The sequence below is a fragment of the Citrobacter freundii complex sp. 2025EL-00176 genome (genome assembly GCF_053309355.1).
On record NZ_JBRYHT010000001.1, the window covers coordinates 860,531 to 877,031 of the forward strand.

Consider the following 16,501-nt stretch of genomic DNA (forward strand, 5'->3'; position numbering starts at 1 on the left):
GAAGGTAACTGAATAACATCAATGCTTAAGACGACTTTTCTTTTTTTCATCACTGCGTTATGCGAAATCATCGGCTGCTTTTTACCCTGGCTGTGGCTTAAACGAGGCGCTACGGCGTGGTTGTTGGTACCGGCCGGTGTGTCTCTGGCCTTATTCGTCTGGTTACTGACACTGCATCCCGCCGCGAGTGGGCGAGTTTACGCGGCCTATGGCGGCGTTTATGTTGTCACTGCGCTGCTATGGCTGCGCTTTGTCGATGGCGTAAAACTCAGCCTGTATGACTGGTCTGGTGCGCTGGTGGCCTTGTGCGGGATGCTGATTATCGTGGCTGGATGGGGGCGCGCATAGCGCCTTTTTTGTGATCAACGAGCGTTTTTTCGATCTTTATACTTGTATGGTAGTAGCTCAGTTGGGTAAATTTCCTGCATCTCAAGAACAGATGTAAGGAAGAAAAAATGAAGATTGTCGGGGCTGAAGTTTTTGTCACCTGCCCGGGGCGTAATTTTGTCACGTTAAAAATAACGACAGAAGACGGGATCACCGGGCTGGGCGATGCCACTTTAAATGGCCGCGAGTTATCCGTGGCGTCCTATCTGAAAGATCATGTCTGTCCGCAACTTATTGGTCGCGACGCGCATCGAATCGAAGACATCTGGCAGTTTTTCTATAAAGGCGCGTACTGGCGTCGGGGTCCGGTCACCATGTCGGCGATTTCCGCAGTGGATATGGCATTGTGGGACATCAAAGCGAAAGCGGCGAACATGCCGTTGTATCAGTTGCTCGGCGGCGCGTCTCGCGAAGGCGTCATGGTCTACTGTCACACCACTGGCCATACCGTAGATGATGTGCTGGAAGATTACGCGCGACATAAAGAGATGGGCTTTAAAGCGATTCGCGTACAGTGCGGCGTACCGGGCATGAAAACCACGTACGGTATGTCTAAAGGCAAAGGTTTGGCCTACGAACCTGCAACCAAAGGGCAGTGGCCGGAAGAGCAGTTGTGGTCTACAGAGAAATACCTCGATTTCACACCAAAACTGTTTGCCGCTGTGCGCGACAAGTTTGGTTTCAACGAACACCTTCTGCACGACATGCACCATCGCCTGACGCCGATTGAAGCGGCTCGGTTTGGCAAAAGCATTGAGCAATACCGACTGTTCTGGATGGAAGACCCCACTCCAGCCGAAAACCAGGAGTGTTTCCGCTTGATCCGCCAGCATACGGTCACGCCGATAGCGGTAGGGGAAGTCTTCAACAGCATCTGGGATTGCAAACAGCTGATCGAAGAACAACTGATCGACTATATCCGCACCACCATTACCCATGCGGGCGGCATTACCGGTATGCGCCGTATTGCCGATTTCGCCTCGCTGTATCAGGTACGCACGGGGTCGCATGGACCTTCCGATCTGTCACCCGTATGCATGGCCGCAGCACTGCATTTTGATCTGTGGGTGCCGAACTTCGGCGTTCAGGAATATATGGGGTATTCCGAGCAAATGCTGGAAGTGTTCCCGCATAACTGGACTTTTGATAACGGCTACATGCACCCGGGCGATAAGCCAGGCCTTGGTATCGAGTTTGACGAAAAACTGGCTGCGAAATATCCGTATGACCCGGCATATCTGCCTGTCGCTCGCCTGGAAGATGGCACGCTGTGGAACTGGTAAATATAAATTTTACGTACGAAAGATGTTGATTAACCCAATACCCTACAGAAGGTTAAACTTATGGTTAGTTCAGTCGATATTAAAAATAACGTAGATAATAAGCCCATTATTCGCCGAGTGGCTTCAGCATCCGCAATTGGTACTGCTGCCGAGTATTATGATTTTTTTGCATACGGGACAGCAGCTGTACTCTTTTTTGGCCATCTATTTTTCCCTAGTGATGATCCGTTAATAAGTACTCTCGCTGCTTTTGCAACCTATGCTGTTGGTTTCCTTGCAAGACCATTAGGAGGAATTGTCTTTGGCCATATTGGCGATAAGGTTGGACGTAAAAAAGCACTGGTTATTACCATATTAATCGTTGGTTTGGGGACTTTCTGTATCGGGTTATTACCTACATATGAGAAAATAGGTGTATGGGCTCCAGCTTTACTTATTTTTATTCGTGTATTGCAGGGGTTTGGAGTTGGAGGAGAACAAGCCGGTGCAGTACTGATGACTGCTGAATATTCTGAACCTAAACATCGTGGATTTTTTTCCAGTTGGGTTCAAATCGGTGCCCCGGTTGGTTTCCTTCTGCCGTTAGCACTGTTTGCGTTGTTAAATGCCACACTTTCTCCAGAGGCAATGATGGATTACGGGTGGCGTATTCCGTTCCTGTTAAGTCTGTTACTGGTTATTGTTGGGTTGTTTATCCGCTTAAAAATTGATGAGTCACCGGTCTTTGCTCAGATTAGGGAGACAAAAGCTGAAGAATCACGTCCATTAGTTGAAGTTATCCGTGATTTTCCTGGCATTGTTGTCAAGGGGGTGTGTGCAAAACTGATTGAAGCTTGCACATTTGCAATGTTCACAGTGATTGTTTTGGCTTACGGTAAGGCAAACAATCTTGATGCAAATATTTTGATGGAGACAATGATCGTTGCGGTGATAATAGAAATCATTGCAATACCTATGATGGGGTCGCTATGCGATAAGATTGGACGTAAACCAGTCTATATTATCGGCGCATTGCTGCAGGTCGTTATGATTATTCCTTTCTTCCTTGCGATTAATCAGGATAGTTTTTGGCTTACACAAATAGTAATGATCCTGGTGCTGAGTTTTGGGCATAGTATGTGTTATGCACCTCAGGCTTCTTATTTCCCGGAGCTTTTCCCAACTCATATTCGCTGTAGCGGGATAGCATTAATTTGGCAACTCGGGTCGCTAATTGGCAGTGGGATTCTTGGCTTAGTAGCGGTAAAAATTCTGCAAGTAACAGGTGGACATTACTATGGACTTGCAACTTATGTGATTGTACTTGGGGTTATCTCAATTATTGGTTTGTTGATGATGCCAGAAACCGCTCCGCAAAGACTTAAGCGTGAATACCAGCAGTGGCAGAAACATTAATATCTTTTGGCGGCAGTATGCCGCCAAATTCATTGTGACTGGTACATAACTTAATAAATGGTGTCATACCAATCATAAAAAGCTTAATGCAAATCAAAACATACAACCCTACAGGCGTTACTCTGAGACAGTCCTGATTTCATTGATAAGTAGGTCATACCATGCAAAACAAGCTGTTAGCGGCTAAGGCTGCGCTTCCTGACTACGAACGTACCACTCTGATCCCGCGTATTGTGCATCTGGGATTTGGCGCGTTTCATCGCGCACATCAGGGTGTTTATGCTGACATCCTGGCTGCAGAACACGGCAGTGACTGGGGCTATTGCGAAGTAAATCTGATTGGCGGTGAGCAGCAGATTGCCGATCTGAAACAGCAAGATAATTTGTATACCGTTGCGGAGATGTCTGCGGATGCGTGGACTGCCAGAGTCGTTGGTGTGGTGAAAAACGCACTGCATGCGCAGGTAGACGGTCTGGAAAGTGTACTGGCTGCTATGTGTGAACCGCAGGTGGCGATCGTTTCTCTCACCATCACCGAGAAAGGATATTGCCACTCTCCGGCGACGGGTCAACTGATGTTAGACAACCCAATGATTGCCGCCGATCTGCAAAATCCAAAACAGCCAAAAACTGCGCCAGGCGTGGTGGTTGAAGCCCTGGCACGTCGCAAAGCTGCGGGGTTAGCCGCATTTACCGTGATGTCCTGCGACAACATGCCTGAAAACGGTCATGTGATGCGTAATGTCGTCACCGCGTATGCCCGGGCGGTAGATGCTGAACTGGCCGCGTGGATCGAACAGCATGTGACGTTCCCGTCTACAATGGTTGACCGCATTGTTCCCGCGGTTACCCCGGAGACGCTGGACAAAATTGAACACATCACCGGTGTGCGCGACCCGGCAGGCGTAGCCTGTGAACCGTTCCGTCAGTGGGTGATTGAAGATAACTTTGTCGCTGGTCGTCCGGCATGGGAAAAGGCCGGGGCGGAGCTGGTATCTGATGTGATTCCGTTTGAAGAGATGAAACTGCGCATGCTCAACGGCAGTCACTCTTTCCTTGCCTATCTTGGTTATCTGGCGGGTTATCAGCATATCAACGACTGCATGGAAGATGAAAATTATCGCCTTGCCGCTCGTGCGTTGATGTTGCAGGAACAGGCGCCAACGCTGAAAGTCAAAGGTGTGGATCTGCAGCACTATGCCGATCTGCTCATTGAGCGCTACAGCAATCCGGCACTGCGTCACCGTACCTGGCAGATTGCGATGGACGGTAGCCAAAAACTGCCGCAGCGTATGCTCGATTCCATTCGTTGGCACATTGCGCATGGCAGCCATTTTGCGCTTCTGGCACTGGGCGTAGCCGCGTGGATGCGCTATGTCGGCGGTGTGGATGAACACGGTCAGGCGATTGAAATCAGCGATCCGCTGTTGCCGGTGATCCAGACTGCGGTCCACAGTAGCCACGAAGGGGAAGAGCGCGTTCAGGCGTTACTGGCAATCGATGCCATTTTTGGTCACGAATTACCGCAGATAGAATTGTTCAAAAACCAGATCACAGAAGCCTATCTTGCTTTACTGGCTGAAGGGGCGAGGGCAACGGTTGCGAAGTATGCTGCAAAACTGAAGTAACGAAGGCATCATTTATGTCGCCATCTGGCTTCAAACGGGCCAGATGGCGCAGTGCTTTCTGGCATTTACACCAATTAGTTCATGCCCAAACGAATCAAATCGAGTGGGGCATATTTGCCTTCACACCCTTCGATTGCCACTGTTTTGCCACGGCGAATTTGCTCAGCGGTCAGGCCATCGGTATCTATCGCTGTAATGCGGCCTGTAAGTCCGGTATTGCTAATCATGACGCGGCTGCCAGTGGTGATTGCGTTACGGTTACGATCGTATGTTTTCATGGTGTTTTCTCCTTTCCAACTCACCGTCAAAGCCCGTGGGCTTTTAGTCCCACGTAACGGGCGCAATATAAATACGCTTCTCGTTAATGATTTTTTTTGTTTTCGATCAAAATCACAGCTTTTTTTAGGCAGATGTGCAAGAGAGGGGGAAACGCAGAAAAACTCACCCCACAGAGAGGTGAGCAAGATATTAATCTTCGCTGAACCAGTCGCTATTTTCCTGGCGAATAAGCTGAACAGACTCACCGATTTCCTGAAGGTGCAGCATCATTGCGCGCTCTACGCCGTCACCATCATGTTTTTCAAGTGCGGCAAAGATATCGTGATGCTGGCGAAGCAACATTTCAGGAGGGGAAATGTGATCCAGGCTCATATAGCGAACGCGGTCAATGGTTGCCTTAATGTTCTCGACGGTGTCCCAGGCGAGCTGGCACTCGGCGATTAAAGCCAGTTTCTGATGAAACTCATCGTCAAGCTGGAAGAAATCATTAATTTGTTTCCGGTCAATCGCGATGCGTTGCTGATGCAGATTCTGTTCGAGCTGATAGCACTGTTTATCAGTGATCAGGGCAGCGGCGCGGCGGACTACGGCACATTCAATCGCCTGGCGAACAAAACAGCCGTTTTGCACCTGCGCCAGAGAAATTTTGTTCACGTAGCTGCCACGCTGCGGACGGATCTGAATCAGACCGTTCTCTGCCAGTTTGATGAATGCCTCCCGTACCGGCTGGCGTGACACATTAAAGCGTACGGAAACCTCTTTCTCCGACAGCGGCGTACCAGGCGCAATCAGACAGTGCACGATATCACGACGAAGAATACGGTAAATCTGTTGATTTACAGGCTGTGTAGGGTTGAGCTGCGTTTCTACGGTCATTCATTCTTACTTTTTAGAGAGTTAACCCGGATATTTTATCACTTATTTCAGGCTATCTATACCCGGCGCAAGGCCGGGCAGGAAAATTAGCGCCGATGGACACTCAGCCCGGCAAAAGACTGCGTGACAGGCATCATTTCAAGGGTATTAATGTTGACATGAGCGGGTAACGAAGCCACCCACCATACCGCTTCTGTAACATCTTGCGGGGTCAGTGCGGTGGTATTTTCGTAAGCTTTTTCAGCTTTGGCATCATCACCTTTGAAACGCACGTTAGAGAATTCCGTACCGCCAACCAGACCCGGCTCAATGTCGGTAACACGAATCGCGGTCCCGTGTAAGTCAGTACGTAAGTTGAGGCTAAACTGACGGACAAACGCTTTGGTCGCGCCATAAACGTTACCGCCGGCGTATGGCCAGCTACCCGCGGTAGAGCCGATATTGATAATATGCCCACGATTGCGTTCAACCATACCAGGCAGCACAGCACGGGTCATATAAACCAGGCCCTTGTTGTTGGTATCGATCATGTTTTCCCAGTCTTCAATGCTGGCTTTGTGGGCGGGTTCAAGGCCCAGCGCCAGACCCGCGTTGTTGACCAGAACATCAATATCGCGCCATTCAGCCGGTAAGGACGCCAGCATCTCTTCAATTGATGCGCGATTACGTACGTCCAGTTGCGCGGTATAGAGGCGGTCACCCAGCTCATCTTTGAGTTCCTGCAGGCGCTCCTGGCGGCGTCCGGTGGCAATAACTTTATGGCCATTCTCAATAAAACGACGCGTAATGCACTCACCAAAACCTGCGGTTGCTCCGGTTACTAAAACGATCATCTCACTGTTCCTCAACGCTTTTTATGTAGTACTACCATAGCACGTCATTTCTGTTCAGAGCTATTCCTGGTTAACAGGATTGCGGTCAATTCGCGGGAAGTCTACTCTGGTAAACAAATCGTTTTCAGGAGTGAAAGATGTCGTTAACGAATCCTTTTTTATGTCACAGTACGCTGCCGTATCAGGCCCCGCAATTTGATCGGATAGAGATGCATCATTATCGCCCGGCCTTCGATGAAGGCGTACGGCAAAAACGCGAGGAGATCGCGGCAATTGTACAAAACCCGCAGGTTCCTGATTTCGCCAATACTCTCCTGGCGCTTGAACAAAGCGGCGCATTGCTCACGCGCGTAACCAACGTTTTCTTCGCGATGACGGCGGCGCACACTAATGATGAACTTCAACGCCTTGACGAAGCGTTCTCAGCAGAGCTGGCGGGACTTGCTAATGATATCTACCTTGATGGTGCGCTTTTCGCCCGCGTCGACGCTCTCTGGCAACGACGCCATACGTTAGGTTTGGATCGCGAATCATTGCGTCTGGTGGAGGTCATACACCAGCGTTTTGTCCTGGCAGGTGCTCGCCTCAATGAGACCGATAAAGCACGACTCAAAGCGCTCAATACGGAGTCAGCCACGCTGACCAGCCAGTTTAATCAGCGTCTGTTGGCGGCGAACAAGTCCGGTGCTTTGGTGGTGGATGATGCCCGCCATCTTGACGGGCTTAGCGCTGAAGAGATTGCCGTTGCCGCTGATGCTGCAAAAGAAAAGGGGCTTGAATCGCGTTGGGTTATTCCGTTATTGAATACGACGCAACAACCAGTACTTGCCGTGTTACGCGATCGCCAGATCCGTGAAGAGCTGTTTACCCAGGCATGGACGCGAGCTGAACGCGATGACGATAACGATACCCGGGCTATTATTCAGCGTCTGGTCGACATCCGCATGCAACAGGCAAAATTACTCGGTTTTGCCAATTATGCAGCCTGGAAAATCGCCGACCAGATGGCTAAAACGCCTGAAGCTGCACTTGCGTTTATGCGGGGGATCGTTCCGGCCGCGCGCCAGCGTGCGTTGGATGAACAGGCAGAAATCCAGAAAGTTATCGATCAACAGCAAGGGCAGTTTAGCGTCAGGGCCTGGGACTGGGCCTTTTATGCTGAACAGGTCCGCCGCGAGAAATACGCCCTTGATGAGGCACAGCTCAAACCTTACTTTGCTCTGGATACGGTGTTGAACGAGGGTGTTTTCTGGACCGCCAATCAGCTCTTTGGTATCAAATTCGTTGAGCGATTCGACATACCGGTTTATCACCCGGATGTTCGGGTGTGGGAAATTTTCGACCATGATGGCGCAGGGTTGGCGTTGTTTTACGGTGATTTCTTCGCCCGTGAATCCAAAAGCGGTGGTGCATGGATGGGCAATTTTGTTGAGCAATCGGAGCTTAACGAAACCCGACCCGTCATTTACAACGTCTGTAATTATCAAAAACCCGCAACGGGTAAGCCCGCATTGCTGCTATGGGATGATGTCATAACGTTATTTCATGAGTTTGGTCACACGTTACACGGTCTGTTTGCCACTCAGCGTTATGCCACGCTTTCAGGGACTAACACTCCGCGTGATTTTGTCGAGTTTCCTTCGCAGATTAACGAACACTGGGCGAGTCATCCGCAGGTATTTGCCCGATTTGCCCGCCATGTTGAGACCGGGGAGCACATGCCGCAGGCGTTGCGGGATAAAATGCAGCGGGCCAGCTTGTTTAATAAAGGCTACGATATGACCGAACTGCTCAGTGCCGCATTGTTGGACATGCATTGGCATAGTCTGGAGACGAATGCGTCATCTTATTCGGTTGATCAATTCGAGCAGCAGGCACTGGCGGCAGAAGATCTGGATCTTCAGGCCGTGCCGCCACGTTATCGCAGCAGTTATTTTGCCCATATCTTCGGCGGCGGCTATGCTGCGGGTTATTACGCCTATTTATGGACGCAAATGTTGGCTGACGACGGCTATCAGTGGTTTGTAGAGCAGGGGGGATTAACCCGCGAAAACGGGCAGAAATTCCGTGAAGCGATTTTGTCCCGTGGGAATAGCACTGATTTAGGGGAACTTTATCGCCAGTGGAGCGGTCGTGATCCTCGCATGGAGCCGATGCTCGAACACCGTGGTTTGAGCGCGTAAGGTACTGTCAGCTAAAAAATTGAACCGGGCGTAATGCCCGGTTTTTATCTGGTGTTGATAGTTCCAATTGATAACGTTTACTGTCATTCCACGATGCTGTTCGAGATGAATATTGTTCAACTTGATATATTCCCGTTTCATTAAATATGAAACGAGTGAAAGTCGTGGTTAATGTATCTAATTGATATTTAACGGTTATGTCTGTTTTTTGTCATCTTTCCGACATGTAATTAAGGCTGTATTAAATTATTGTCTAATAACTACTATTAATAAATTTACATAAATTTTCCTTTTTCTCGTTAAGATACTCACACCGGAAACGTTCACACAGGAAGTGAGGTCGTGATGATGAGAAACACAACGGAAATAGATGCAATTTTAATCGAGTTAAACAAGTCCATTGATGCCCACTATAAATGGTTGGTAAATATGTTCCGATGCGCAGCATCCTCGAATGCTACTCAACCGGATATCATGGGTGACAACGCGCATTTTGTTTGTCGATTTGGACAGTGGCTTAATAATCAATCACTATGGAACGAAGATGATTGCAGTTATGTGAGTAAGATAAGTACTGTTCATGAAAAAATGCATTTAGCAGGGAAGGACTTGCTAGTGGCAATACTGGAGGACCGTAGCGGCCCGCGGCATTTCAACAACTTTGAGGAAGCGTTGCTGGAATTCACGTCTGCTGTTATGGACTACAAAATATATTTACTAAGCATTCGCAGCAATATCGACATATTAACAGGCTTACCTGGCAGGAGAATGCTCGATGAGTCTTTTGACCAACAGTTAATTAATGCCGAACCGCTTAATCTTTATATATTGTTGCTGGATATCGATCGTTTTAAACATGTTAATGATACTTATGGTCACCTGGTGGGGGACGTGGTGTTACGCACTCTGGCATCAAATTTTCTGGCATGGACGCGATATGATGAACAGGCTTACCGCTACGGTGGCGAAGAGTTCATTGTCATCATCAGAACAAAAACTGATGAGCAGGCCCGCCAGGCGGGGTTGCGATTGTGTCAGCTTGTTGGCCAGAAAAAAATCCCCTACGCAGATGGCGAGATCGCTATCACCGTAACGGCCGGTATCACCAGAGCTCAGCGGGATGAAAAATTAGATACCACTCTTGGACGAGCTGACAGGGCAATGTATCAAGGAAAACAGACGGGCAGGAATCGTTGTATGTTTATGGACGAGTATGAGCGGATCACGTTGGTTGCCCCTGATGAGGGCATTTCATACCCGCTCAGTGCGTGAGATTAACGTAAACCGTTTTGTGTTAGTTACGTTTCGTTTAACTTTCATTGGGGTTGCCGATGATAGGTTAGCAGACTATCCGTTATCTTCGCAGGGAATTGCCAGATAGCGTATAAAGCAAAACACAAATCTATCCATGCAAGCATTTACCGCTGGTTTATCCGGCGGTTTTTTTTATCTGTGGCCAGGGAAAAGGTGCAGGAAAGGCGATTCAGGTAAAAAAATGGCCCCTTGTGCAGTGACGCTACAAGGGGCCGGTTCGGTTCAGGACTATCGCCGTTCATCAATCATCCCATCTGTGGCTAAAATACGCGGCCAGGAAACCGGAAAATAAAATAATTCCCAGAACAGCCATAAAAATATTCATATTACCCAACATAGTAAATGCTCCTTTATCTGTGAGTTTCCTCTCTTACCTTAAGTTCACCTCGCTTATGACTATAGTAGCAATTGCAACTTAAACAAAGGCTGAACTGTGTGATTATTTCGTCTGAAACGTAAAAATTGACCGATTACGTCGGGGAAAATAAATAATAGTGACGAGGCGCGTTTATCCATGCGCAAATAAGCACGATTTTATGCTGAGTTTCGCCGTCATTGCTCTGTAAACCCGACGCAAATTGTTGCACGTTTATAATGCAACGCTGTCTCATGGTGGTTCAATTTTCCTGACGATTCCCCTTTGCAGCGAAATATTTTCATCCTGTCACTGAGTTGTACGATTCTAATGCTTTGATTTTATATGATGTTTTAATATCTGGCATTGTTTTTGCCTTATCACTTCTGAATCCCCTTAATTTGCACCGTTTTGTCTGCCCGGCTGCACCGGAGCTTTCAGCGAATCTAATTTCAGGAGTGAAACTATGCAGCGTCGTACATTTTTAAAAGCTTTTGCGTTATCGGCCTCTGTTATGGCAATGGGAATGAGTTTTAGCGTCCAGGCGGCTGACACTATTAAAGTGGGCATCATGCATTCGTTATCCGGAACGATGGCAATTTCCGAAACGCCGTTGAAAGATGTGGCGCTGATGACTATTGACGAAATCAATGCGCAAGGCGGTGTGTTGGGCAAAAAACTGGAGCCGGTGGTGGTTGATCCGGCCTCGAACTGGCCTTTATTTGCTGAAAAAGCACGCCAGTTGCTGAGTCAGGACAGAGTAGCGGCGGTGTTCGGGTGCTGGACATCGGTTTCGCGTAAATCGGTGTTACCGGTATTCGAGGAGTTAAATGGTTTGCTGTTTTATCCGGTACAGTATGAAGGCGAGGAGATGTCGCCGAATGTCTTCTATACCGGCGCGGCGCCTAATCAGCAGGCGATCCCGGCGGTTGAGTATCTGATGAGTGAGGACGGCGGCAACGCGAAACGCTTCTTCCTGCTGGGGACTGATTATGTTTATCCGCGCACGACTAACAAAATTCTCCGTGCCTTTTTGCATTCGAAAGGCGTTGCCGATAAAGACATCGAAGAGGTGTACACCCCGTTCGGACACAGTGATTATCAGACCATTGTTGCCAGTATTAAAAAATTCGCCGCAGGGGGAAAAACGGCGGTGGTTTCAACCATCAACGGTGATTCTAACGTTCCATTCTATAAAGAGTTAGCGAACCAGGGTCTGAAAGCCACCGATGTTCCGGTTGTGGCCTTCTCCGTAGGTGAAGAAGAATTACGCGGTATTGATACGAAACCGTTGGTAGGCAACCTTGCCGCCTGGAACTACTTTGAGTCGGTCGATAATGCGGCTAACAAGAAGTTTGTCGCAGATTACCGGGCGTATGCCAAAGCGCACAAACTACCGAATGCGGATTCGGTTGTGACGAATGACCCAATGGAAGCCACGTATGTCGGCCTGCATATGTGGGCACAGGCAGTAGAAAAAGCCGGAACTACCGATGTGGATAAAGTCCGTGCTGCAATGGCAGGGCAATCATTCGCTGCGCCATCGGGCTTTACCCTCACGATGGATGCCACCAACCATCACCTGCATAAACCCGTCATGATTGGCGAGATTGAAGGCAACGGTCAGTTTAACGTGGTGTGGCAAACCGATGAGCCGGTGCGCGCCCAGCCGTGGAGCCCGTATATCGCCGGCAATGATAAAAAATCTGAACAACCCGTAAAAACCGCCAGCAACTGATCTTATGCCCTCCTGCGGGAGGGCAACGCTTGGGAGAATGCTCATGAAAGTCATGCGCTTTATTCGTGGAGTGATGTTGCTGACGTGGTTTTTGCCGTGGATAGCGCAGGCATCAGATGCCGATACTTTTACCGCTGCCAACCGGACGCAGCAGACCGCCTTACTTGAACAATGGGCAATGAATCCCGACCTTCAGCGTTTACCTGTACTTAAGGCGCTGCGGGATGAAAGCCTGCTGACCGATAGCGCGAAAAACGCGTTTGTCATGGATGGGGCGCGAGCACAGCCGCTGGGGACGGCGACAGGTCCAGACGGCGAGCTAAAAAAAGTCCGTCTGACTAATCGACTGCGCAATCTGGTTGCCGGAACGTTGGCCGTTCATCAACTTTTAAGTGACGGTGTCACTGATAGGGCCGCTGCAGCCAGCACATTACAGCGTGAGGCTCAGCCTGGCATGCTGCCATTTTTGCAGCAACGACTGGCGCAGGAACCGGATGCGAATGTGAAATCCGCCCTGGTTATTGCTCTGGCTAACCTGCAACTGACCAGCACCTCGCCAGAGGTCAGGCGTCAGGCAATTGAACGGTTGGGGGCGTCGAACGACCCTGAAACCCAGGCGAAATTACAACCCTTTACCCGCGCAGAACATGAGCCTGATGTCCGCGTTCGTGCTGCCGCCAGCGAAAGTCTGAACTCTATCGCGCATCGCATGAAGATTGGCGATCTTCTCGGTCAGGCCTTTATGGGACTGTCTCTGGGCTCTATTTTGCTGCTGGCGGCGCTAGGGCTAGCGATTACTTACGGGCTGCTGGGCGTCATCAATATGGCGCATGGCGAGATGTTAATGCTCGGGGCTTACTGTACCTGGATGGTGCAACAGCTGATGGGGCAGTTTCTCCCGCAATGGTTAGCCTTGTATCCGGTTATTGCGCTTCCGGTGGCCTTTTTGCTTACCGCAGCAGTAGGAATGTTGCTGGAGCGCGGTGTGATCCGCCATTTATACGGCCGTCCGCTTGAAACGCTGCTGGCGACATGGGGGATCAGCCTGATGCTGATCCAGTTGGTGCGAATGACCTTCGGAGCACAAAACCTCGAGGTCGCTAATCCGTCATGGCTTTCCGGGGGGATTCAGGTCTATGCCAATCTGATTTTGCCGTGGAACCGAATTGTGGTGCTTGGTTTTGCCATGCTGGTGCTGTTTTTTACCTGGCTATTGTTGAATAAAACCCGACTTGGGCTGCGCGTGCGCGCGGTGACGCAAAACCGCAATATGGCGGCCTGCTGCGGCGTGCCCACAGGGCGAGTCGACATGCTGGCCTTTGGACTGGGTTCAGGGATTGCCGGGCTGGGGGGCGTGGCGCTGTCGCAATTGGGCAACGTGGGGCCGGAGCTGGGGCAAAGTTACATTATTGATTCGTTTCTGGTGGTGGTACTTGGCGGCGTGGGACAACTCGCCGGGAGTGTGGCAGCGGCGTTTGGTCTCGGGATCTTCAACAAAATTCTTGAGCCTCAGGTGGGGGCCGTTCTCGGCAAAATTATGATCCTGGTGCTGATCATTCTGTTTATCCAGAAACGACCTCAGGGACTTTTCGCATTGAAAGGGAGGATGATTGACTAATGAGTATGCCAATGACATTAACGCTGGCACGAAAAGCGCCGCGCGTGACGCGCATCCTGGGGCTGTTTTTGCTGCTGGCGCTCATTACTCTGCCATTTCTGGCGCTACTCCCCGTGGATCATCCGCTGGCAATCTCCGTCTGGACGCTGACGCTGGCCGGGAAAATCCTGTGTTATGCCATTGTGGCGGTGGCACTGGATCTGGTGTGGGGCTATGCCGGAATGCTCTCGCTGGGCCATGGCATTTTCTTTGCTCTGGGGGGATATGCGATGGGGATGTACCTAATGCGTCAGGCCTCCGGCGAAGGACTTCCGGCTTTTATGTCGTTTCTGTCGTGGAGCGAACTGCCCTGGTTCTGGTGGGGAACGCAACATTTTATCTGGGCCATGCTGCTGGTTGTGCTGGTGCCCGGCCTGCTGGCGCTGGTGTTTGGCTGGTTTGCCTTTCGCTCAAAAATCAAGGGTGTCTATTTCTCCATCATGACTCAGGCCCTGACTTTCGCGGGGATGTTGCTGTTTTTCCGTAACGAAACCGGGTTTGGCGGAAATAACGGTTTCACCGGATTTACCACTATTCTGGGATTCCCCGTGACCGCGACCTCAACCCGTATCGCGCTGTTTCTGGCGACGGTGATGCTACTGGTGCTGGCGTTGTGGCTGGGACTGGCGCTGGCGCGCAGTAAGTTTGGTCGTATCCTGACCGCCGTGCGCGATGCCGAAAATCGGCTGATGTTCTGTGGCTATGATCCGAAAGGCTTCAAGCTACTGGTGTGGACGCTTTCCGCTGTGCTGTGCGGGCTGGCAGGGGCGCTGTATGTTCCGCAGGTGGGCATTATTAACCCCAGCGAAATGTCGCCGACCAACTCGATTGAAGCGGCGATTTGGGTCGCCCTCGGTGGTCGCGGAACCCTGATCGGTCCGGTTTTTGGCGCTGTGTTGGTGAACGGCGCGAAAAGTCTGTTTACGGTGATTATGCCGGAATACTGGCAGCTGTTTCTTGGCCTGATTTTTATTGGCGTTACGCTGTTTTTACCCCGTGGCGTGATTGGTCTGTTTCGCAAAGGAGATAAATAATGCAGCCAGATGAAGGACTTTTTACCCGCCAGTTGCCAGGGGACAGATTTCGCAATCAAACCGACCCGGTGTTGCAGCTGGAAAAAATCAACGTGAACTTCGATGGGTTTCAGGCGTTAACGGATCTCACGCTCAATATTGGCGTCGGGGAGCTGCGCTGCATTATTGGCCCTAATGGTGCCGGAAAAACGACGTTGATGGATGTCATTACTGGCAAAACCAGACCGCAAAGCGGTCGTGCGATTTACGATCAGTCGATTGATTTAATGGCGTTTGATTCTATCGCCATTGCGCGTCAGGGGATTGGACGAAAATTTCAGAAGCCCACGGTATTTGAAGCGTTAACGGTGGCGGAGAATCTGGAGTTGGCGCTGAAAAACGATAAATCCGTGTGGGGTTCTTTACGGGCGCGCCTTTCGGGTGAACAGCGGGATCGCATCGATGAAATGCTGGCGCTGTTACGGTTAGTCAACGATCGCGACCGCCGTGCCGGGCTGCTTTCGCACGGGCAAAAGCAGTTTCTTGAGATCGGCATGCTGTTGGTCCAGGAGCCGCATTTGCTGTTGCTGGATGAGCCGGCGGCGGGGATGACGGATGCGGAGACGGAATACACCGCAGAGCTGTTTCGCCAGCTCGCCGGGAAGCATTCTCTGATGGTTGTTGAGCATGATATGGGGTTTGTCGAGACAATTGCTGACCACGTTACAGTATTGCATCAAGGGCGAGTGCTGGCCGAAGGCAGCCTACGCGATGTGCAGGCCAATGAGCAGGTTATTGAAGTGTATCTTGGACGGTAAGGAGGGCTGATGCTGCAGGTAAATGAACTGAATCAATACTATGGTGGTAGCCATATTCTGCGTGGCGTGAGCTTTGAAGCGCGTATCGGTGAGGTGACGTGTCTGCTGGGGCGTAACGGCGTGGGTAAAACAACGCTCTTAAAATGCCTGATGGGGCTTATTCCTGCCCGCAGTGGAAGCGTGCTGTGGCAGGAGAAAGATGTCACGCACTGGAAGCCACATCAACGGGTTAAAGCCGGTGTCGCGTACGTACCGCAGGGACGCGACATTTTTCCGCGTCTGACAGTGGAAGAGAACCTGCTGCTGGGCCTTTCCCGCTTTTCAGCACAGGACGCCCGGTGCGTACCGGATGATATTTACGCGCTATTTCCAGTGCTACAGGAGATGAAGCATCGACGGGGCGGAGATTTGTCCGGTGGACAGCAGCAACAACTGGCTATTGGACGGGCGCTGGCCAGTCGCCCGCAGTTGTTGATCCTTGATGAGCCTACCGAGGGGATCCAGCCGTCAGTAATTAAAGAGATTGGTCAGGTTATTTCTCACCTGGCGCACCGTGGTGATATGGCCATTTTGCTGGTGGAACAGTTTTATGATTTTGCGCAGCAGTTGGCTGACAAATACCTGCTTATGTCGCGCGGCAGTATTATTCAACGCGGTTCCGGCGAGAATATGGAATCCGAGGGGGTAGGTGGGCTGGTGGCCATTTGAGATACGCGACAGAACCATTCTGGCTCTGTCGCGA

16 protein-coding genes are annotated in these 16,501 nt (G+C 50.5%); 11 read left to right on the forward strand and 5 right to left on the reverse strand.

Features of this window, described 5'->3' with window-relative positions; genetic code table 11:
• Positions 1-21: 21 nt before the first annotated feature.
• The 4 genes from ACVXHP_RS04250 to ACVXHP_RS04265 all read left to right on the forward strand — a co-directional run bounded on the left by ACVXHP_RS04250 (position 22) and on the right by ACVXHP_RS04265 (position 4,693).
• Positions 22-348 (forward strand): YnfA family protein, encoded by a 327-nt coding sequence (locus ACVXHP_RS04250; protein WP_200006474.1) that lies wholly within the window; start codon positions 22-24, stop codon positions 346-348.
• Positions 349-455: 107 nt separating this feature from the next.
• Positions 456-1,670, forward strand: a complete 1,215-nt coding sequence (gene rspA / locus ACVXHP_RS04255) for a starvation-sensing protein RspA (RefSeq protein ID WP_003832907.1) — start codon at positions 456-458, stop codon at positions 1,668-1,670.
• Between the two features lie 60 nt (positions 1,671-1,730).
• Positions 1,731-3,065: an MFS transporter gene (locus tag ACVXHP_RS04260; protein ID WP_316128611.1), complete on the forward strand. Its 1,335-nt coding sequence runs from the start codon at positions 1,731-1,733 to the stop codon at positions 3,063-3,065.
• Positions 3,066-3,226: 161 nt separating this feature from the next.
• Positions 3,227-4,693 (forward strand): mannitol dehydrogenase family protein, encoded by a 1,467-nt coding sequence (locus ACVXHP_RS04265; protein ID WP_447570915.1) that lies wholly within the window; start codon positions 3,227-3,229, stop codon positions 4,691-4,693.
• A 74-nt stretch (positions 4,694-4,767) separates the two neighbouring features.
• Here the strand turns inward: ACVXHP_RS04265 and ydfZ are convergent, their stop codons facing one another.
• From ydfZ to ydfG, 3 genes are all read right to left on the reverse strand, one after another.
• Positions 4,768-4,971 carry a putative selenium delivery protein YdfZ gene (gene ydfZ / locus ACVXHP_RS04270; protein ID WP_200006470.1) on the reverse strand — a complete coding sequence of 68 codons (204 nt, stop codon included), beginning with the start codon at positions 4,969-4,971 and terminating at the stop codon, positions 4,768-4,770.
• A 190-nt stretch (positions 4,972-5,161) separates the two neighbouring features.
• On the reverse strand, positions 5,162-5,848 hold the full coding sequence (locus ACVXHP_RS04275) for a GntR family transcriptional regulator (RefSeq protein WP_200006469.1): 687 nt from the start codon (positions 5,846-5,848) through the stop codon (positions 5,162-5,164).
• A gap of 86 nt (positions 5,849-5,934) precedes the next feature.
• On the reverse strand, positions 5,935-6,681 hold the full coding sequence (gene ydfG, locus ACVXHP_RS04280; RefSeq protein WP_200006468.1) for a bifunctional NADP-dependent 3-hydroxy acid dehydrogenase/3-hydroxypropionate dehydrogenase YdfG: 747 nt from the start codon (positions 6,679-6,681) through the stop codon (positions 5,935-5,937).
• 137 nt (positions 6,682-6,818) lie between these two features.
• Here ydfG and dcp point away from each other — a divergent pair, with 137 nt between their 5' ends.
• Both dcp and ACVXHP_RS04290 read left to right on the forward strand, forming a co-directional pair.
• Positions 6,819-8,864: a peptidyl-dipeptidase Dcp gene (gene dcp / locus ACVXHP_RS04285; RefSeq protein ID WP_447570916.1), complete on the forward strand. Its 2,046-nt coding sequence runs from the start codon at positions 6,819-6,821 to the stop codon at positions 8,862-8,864.
• Between the two features lie 345 nt (positions 8,865-9,209).
• Entirely contained in the window at positions 9,210-10,136 is a 927-nt protein-coding gene (locus ACVXHP_RS04290) for a diguanylate cyclase (RefSeq protein WP_316128608.1), read from the forward strand.
• 146 nt (positions 10,137-10,282) lie between these two features.
• Here the strand turns inward: ACVXHP_RS04290 and ACVXHP_RS04295 are convergent, their stop codons facing one another.
• On the reverse strand, positions 10,283-10,420 hold the full coding sequence (locus ACVXHP_RS04295; protein ID WP_447570917.1) for a hypothetical protein: 138 nt from the start codon (positions 10,418-10,420) through the stop codon (positions 10,283-10,285).
• Positions 10,420-10,515: a protein MgtS gene (mgtS, locus tag ACVXHP_RS04300; RefSeq protein WP_003032406.1), complete on the reverse strand. Its 96-nt coding sequence runs from the start codon at positions 10,513-10,515 to the stop codon at positions 10,420-10,422. Before mgtS ends, ACVXHP_RS04295 begins: the two co-directional genes overlap by 1 nt.
• Before the next feature lie 484 nt (positions 10,516-10,999).
• On the opposite strand from mgtS, the gene urtA reads away from it, so the two are divergent.
• From urtA to urtE, 5 genes are read left to right on the forward strand one after another with little or no spacing between them, the layout of a single operon-like run.
• The gene (gene urtA / locus ACVXHP_RS04305; RefSeq protein WP_316128607.1) at positions 11,000-12,271 is read left to right on the forward strand and encodes an urea ABC transporter substrate-binding protein; all 1,272 of its coding nucleotides are present in this window, start codon (positions 11,000-11,002) and stop codon (positions 12,269-12,271) included.
• A 43-nt stretch (positions 12,272-12,314) separates the two neighbouring features.
• Entirely contained in the window at positions 12,315-13,889 is a 1,575-nt protein-coding gene (gene urtB / locus ACVXHP_RS04310; RefSeq protein WP_447570918.1) for an urea ABC transporter permease subunit UrtB, read from the forward strand.
• The gene (urtC, locus tag ACVXHP_RS04315) at positions 13,889-14,962 is read left to right on the forward strand and encodes an urea ABC transporter permease subunit UrtC (protein WP_447570919.1); all 1,074 of its coding nucleotides are present in this window, start codon (positions 13,889-13,891) and stop codon (positions 14,960-14,962) included. The genes urtB and urtC overlap by 1 nt, the downstream gene beginning before the upstream one ends.
• Positions 14,962-15,759: an urea ABC transporter ATP-binding protein UrtD gene (gene urtD / locus ACVXHP_RS04320; protein WP_200006462.1), complete on the forward strand. Its 798-nt coding sequence runs from the start codon at positions 14,962-14,964 to the stop codon at positions 15,757-15,759. Before urtC ends, urtD begins: the two co-directional genes overlap by 1 nt.
• A 9-nt stretch (positions 15,760-15,768) precedes the next feature.
• A complete protein-coding gene (urtE, locus tag ACVXHP_RS04325; protein WP_447570920.1) occupies positions 15,769-16,467 on the forward strand; it encodes an urea ABC transporter ATP-binding subunit UrtE in 699 nt (232 codons plus the stop codon).
• Positions 16,468-16,501 lie beyond the last annotated feature (34 nt).

What these genes read in the sequence shown, in the direction of transcription:
- ACVXHP_RS04260 (WP_316128611.1), top strand. Translation starts at nt 1,731, where the DNA reads ATGGTTAGTTCAGTCGATATTAAAAATAACGTAGATAATAAGCCCATT.
- ACVXHP_RS04295 (WP_447570917.1), bottom strand. Translation starts at nt 10,420, where the DNA reads ATGAACGGCGATAGTCCTGAACCGAACCGGCCCCTTGTAGCGTCACTG.
- ACVXHP_RS04265 (WP_447570915.1), top strand. Translation starts at nt 3,227, where the DNA reads ATGCAAAACAAGCTGTTAGCGGCTAAGGCTGCGCTTCCTGACTACGAA.
- mgtS (WP_003032406.1), bottom strand. Translation starts at nt 10,515, where the DNA reads ATGTTGGGTAATATGAATATTTTTATGGCTGTTCTGGGAATTATTTTA.
- urtC (WP_447570919.1), top strand. Translation starts at nt 13,889, where the DNA reads ATGAGTATGCCAATGACATTAACGCTGGCACGAAAAGCGCCGCGCGTG.
- ACVXHP_RS04250 (WP_200006474.1), top strand. Translation starts at nt 22, where the DNA reads ATGCTTAAGACGACTTTTCTTTTTTTCATCACTGCGTTATGCGAAATC.
- ydfZ (WP_200006470.1), bottom strand. Translation starts at nt 4,971, where the DNA reads ATGAAAACATACGATCGTAACCGTAACGCAATCACCACTGGCAGCCGC.
- dcp (WP_447570916.1), top strand. Translation starts at nt 6,819, where the DNA reads ATGTCGTTAACGAATCCTTTTTTATGTCACAGTACGCTGCCGTATCAG.
- urtB (WP_447570918.1), top strand. Translation starts at nt 12,315, where the DNA reads ATGAAAGTCATGCGCTTTATTCGTGGAGTGATGTTGCTGACGTGGTTT.
- urtD (WP_200006462.1), top strand. Translation starts at nt 14,962, where the DNA reads ATGCAGCCAGATGAAGGACTTTTTACCCGCCAGTTGCCAGGGGACAGA.
- rspA (WP_003832907.1), top strand. Translation starts at nt 456, where the DNA reads ATGAAGATTGTCGGGGCTGAAGTTTTTGTCACCTGCCCGGGGCGTAAT.
- ACVXHP_RS04275 (WP_200006469.1), bottom strand. Translation starts at nt 5,848, where the DNA reads ATGACCGTAGAAACGCAGCTCAACCCTACACAGCCTGTAAATCAACAG.
- ACVXHP_RS04290 (WP_316128608.1), top strand. Translation starts at nt 9,210, where the DNA reads ATGATGAGAAACACAACGGAAATAGATGCAATTTTAATCGAGTTAAAC.
- ydfG (WP_200006468.1), bottom strand. Translation starts at nt 6,681, where the DNA reads ATGATCGTTTTAGTAACCGGAGCAACCGCAGGTTTTGGTGAGTGCATT.
- urtA (WP_316128607.1), top strand. Translation starts at nt 11,000, where the DNA reads ATGCAGCGTCGTACATTTTTAAAAGCTTTTGCGTTATCGGCCTCTGTT.
- urtE (WP_447570920.1), top strand. Translation starts at nt 15,769, where the DNA reads ATGCTGCAGGTAAATGAACTGAATCAATACTATGGTGGTAGCCATATT.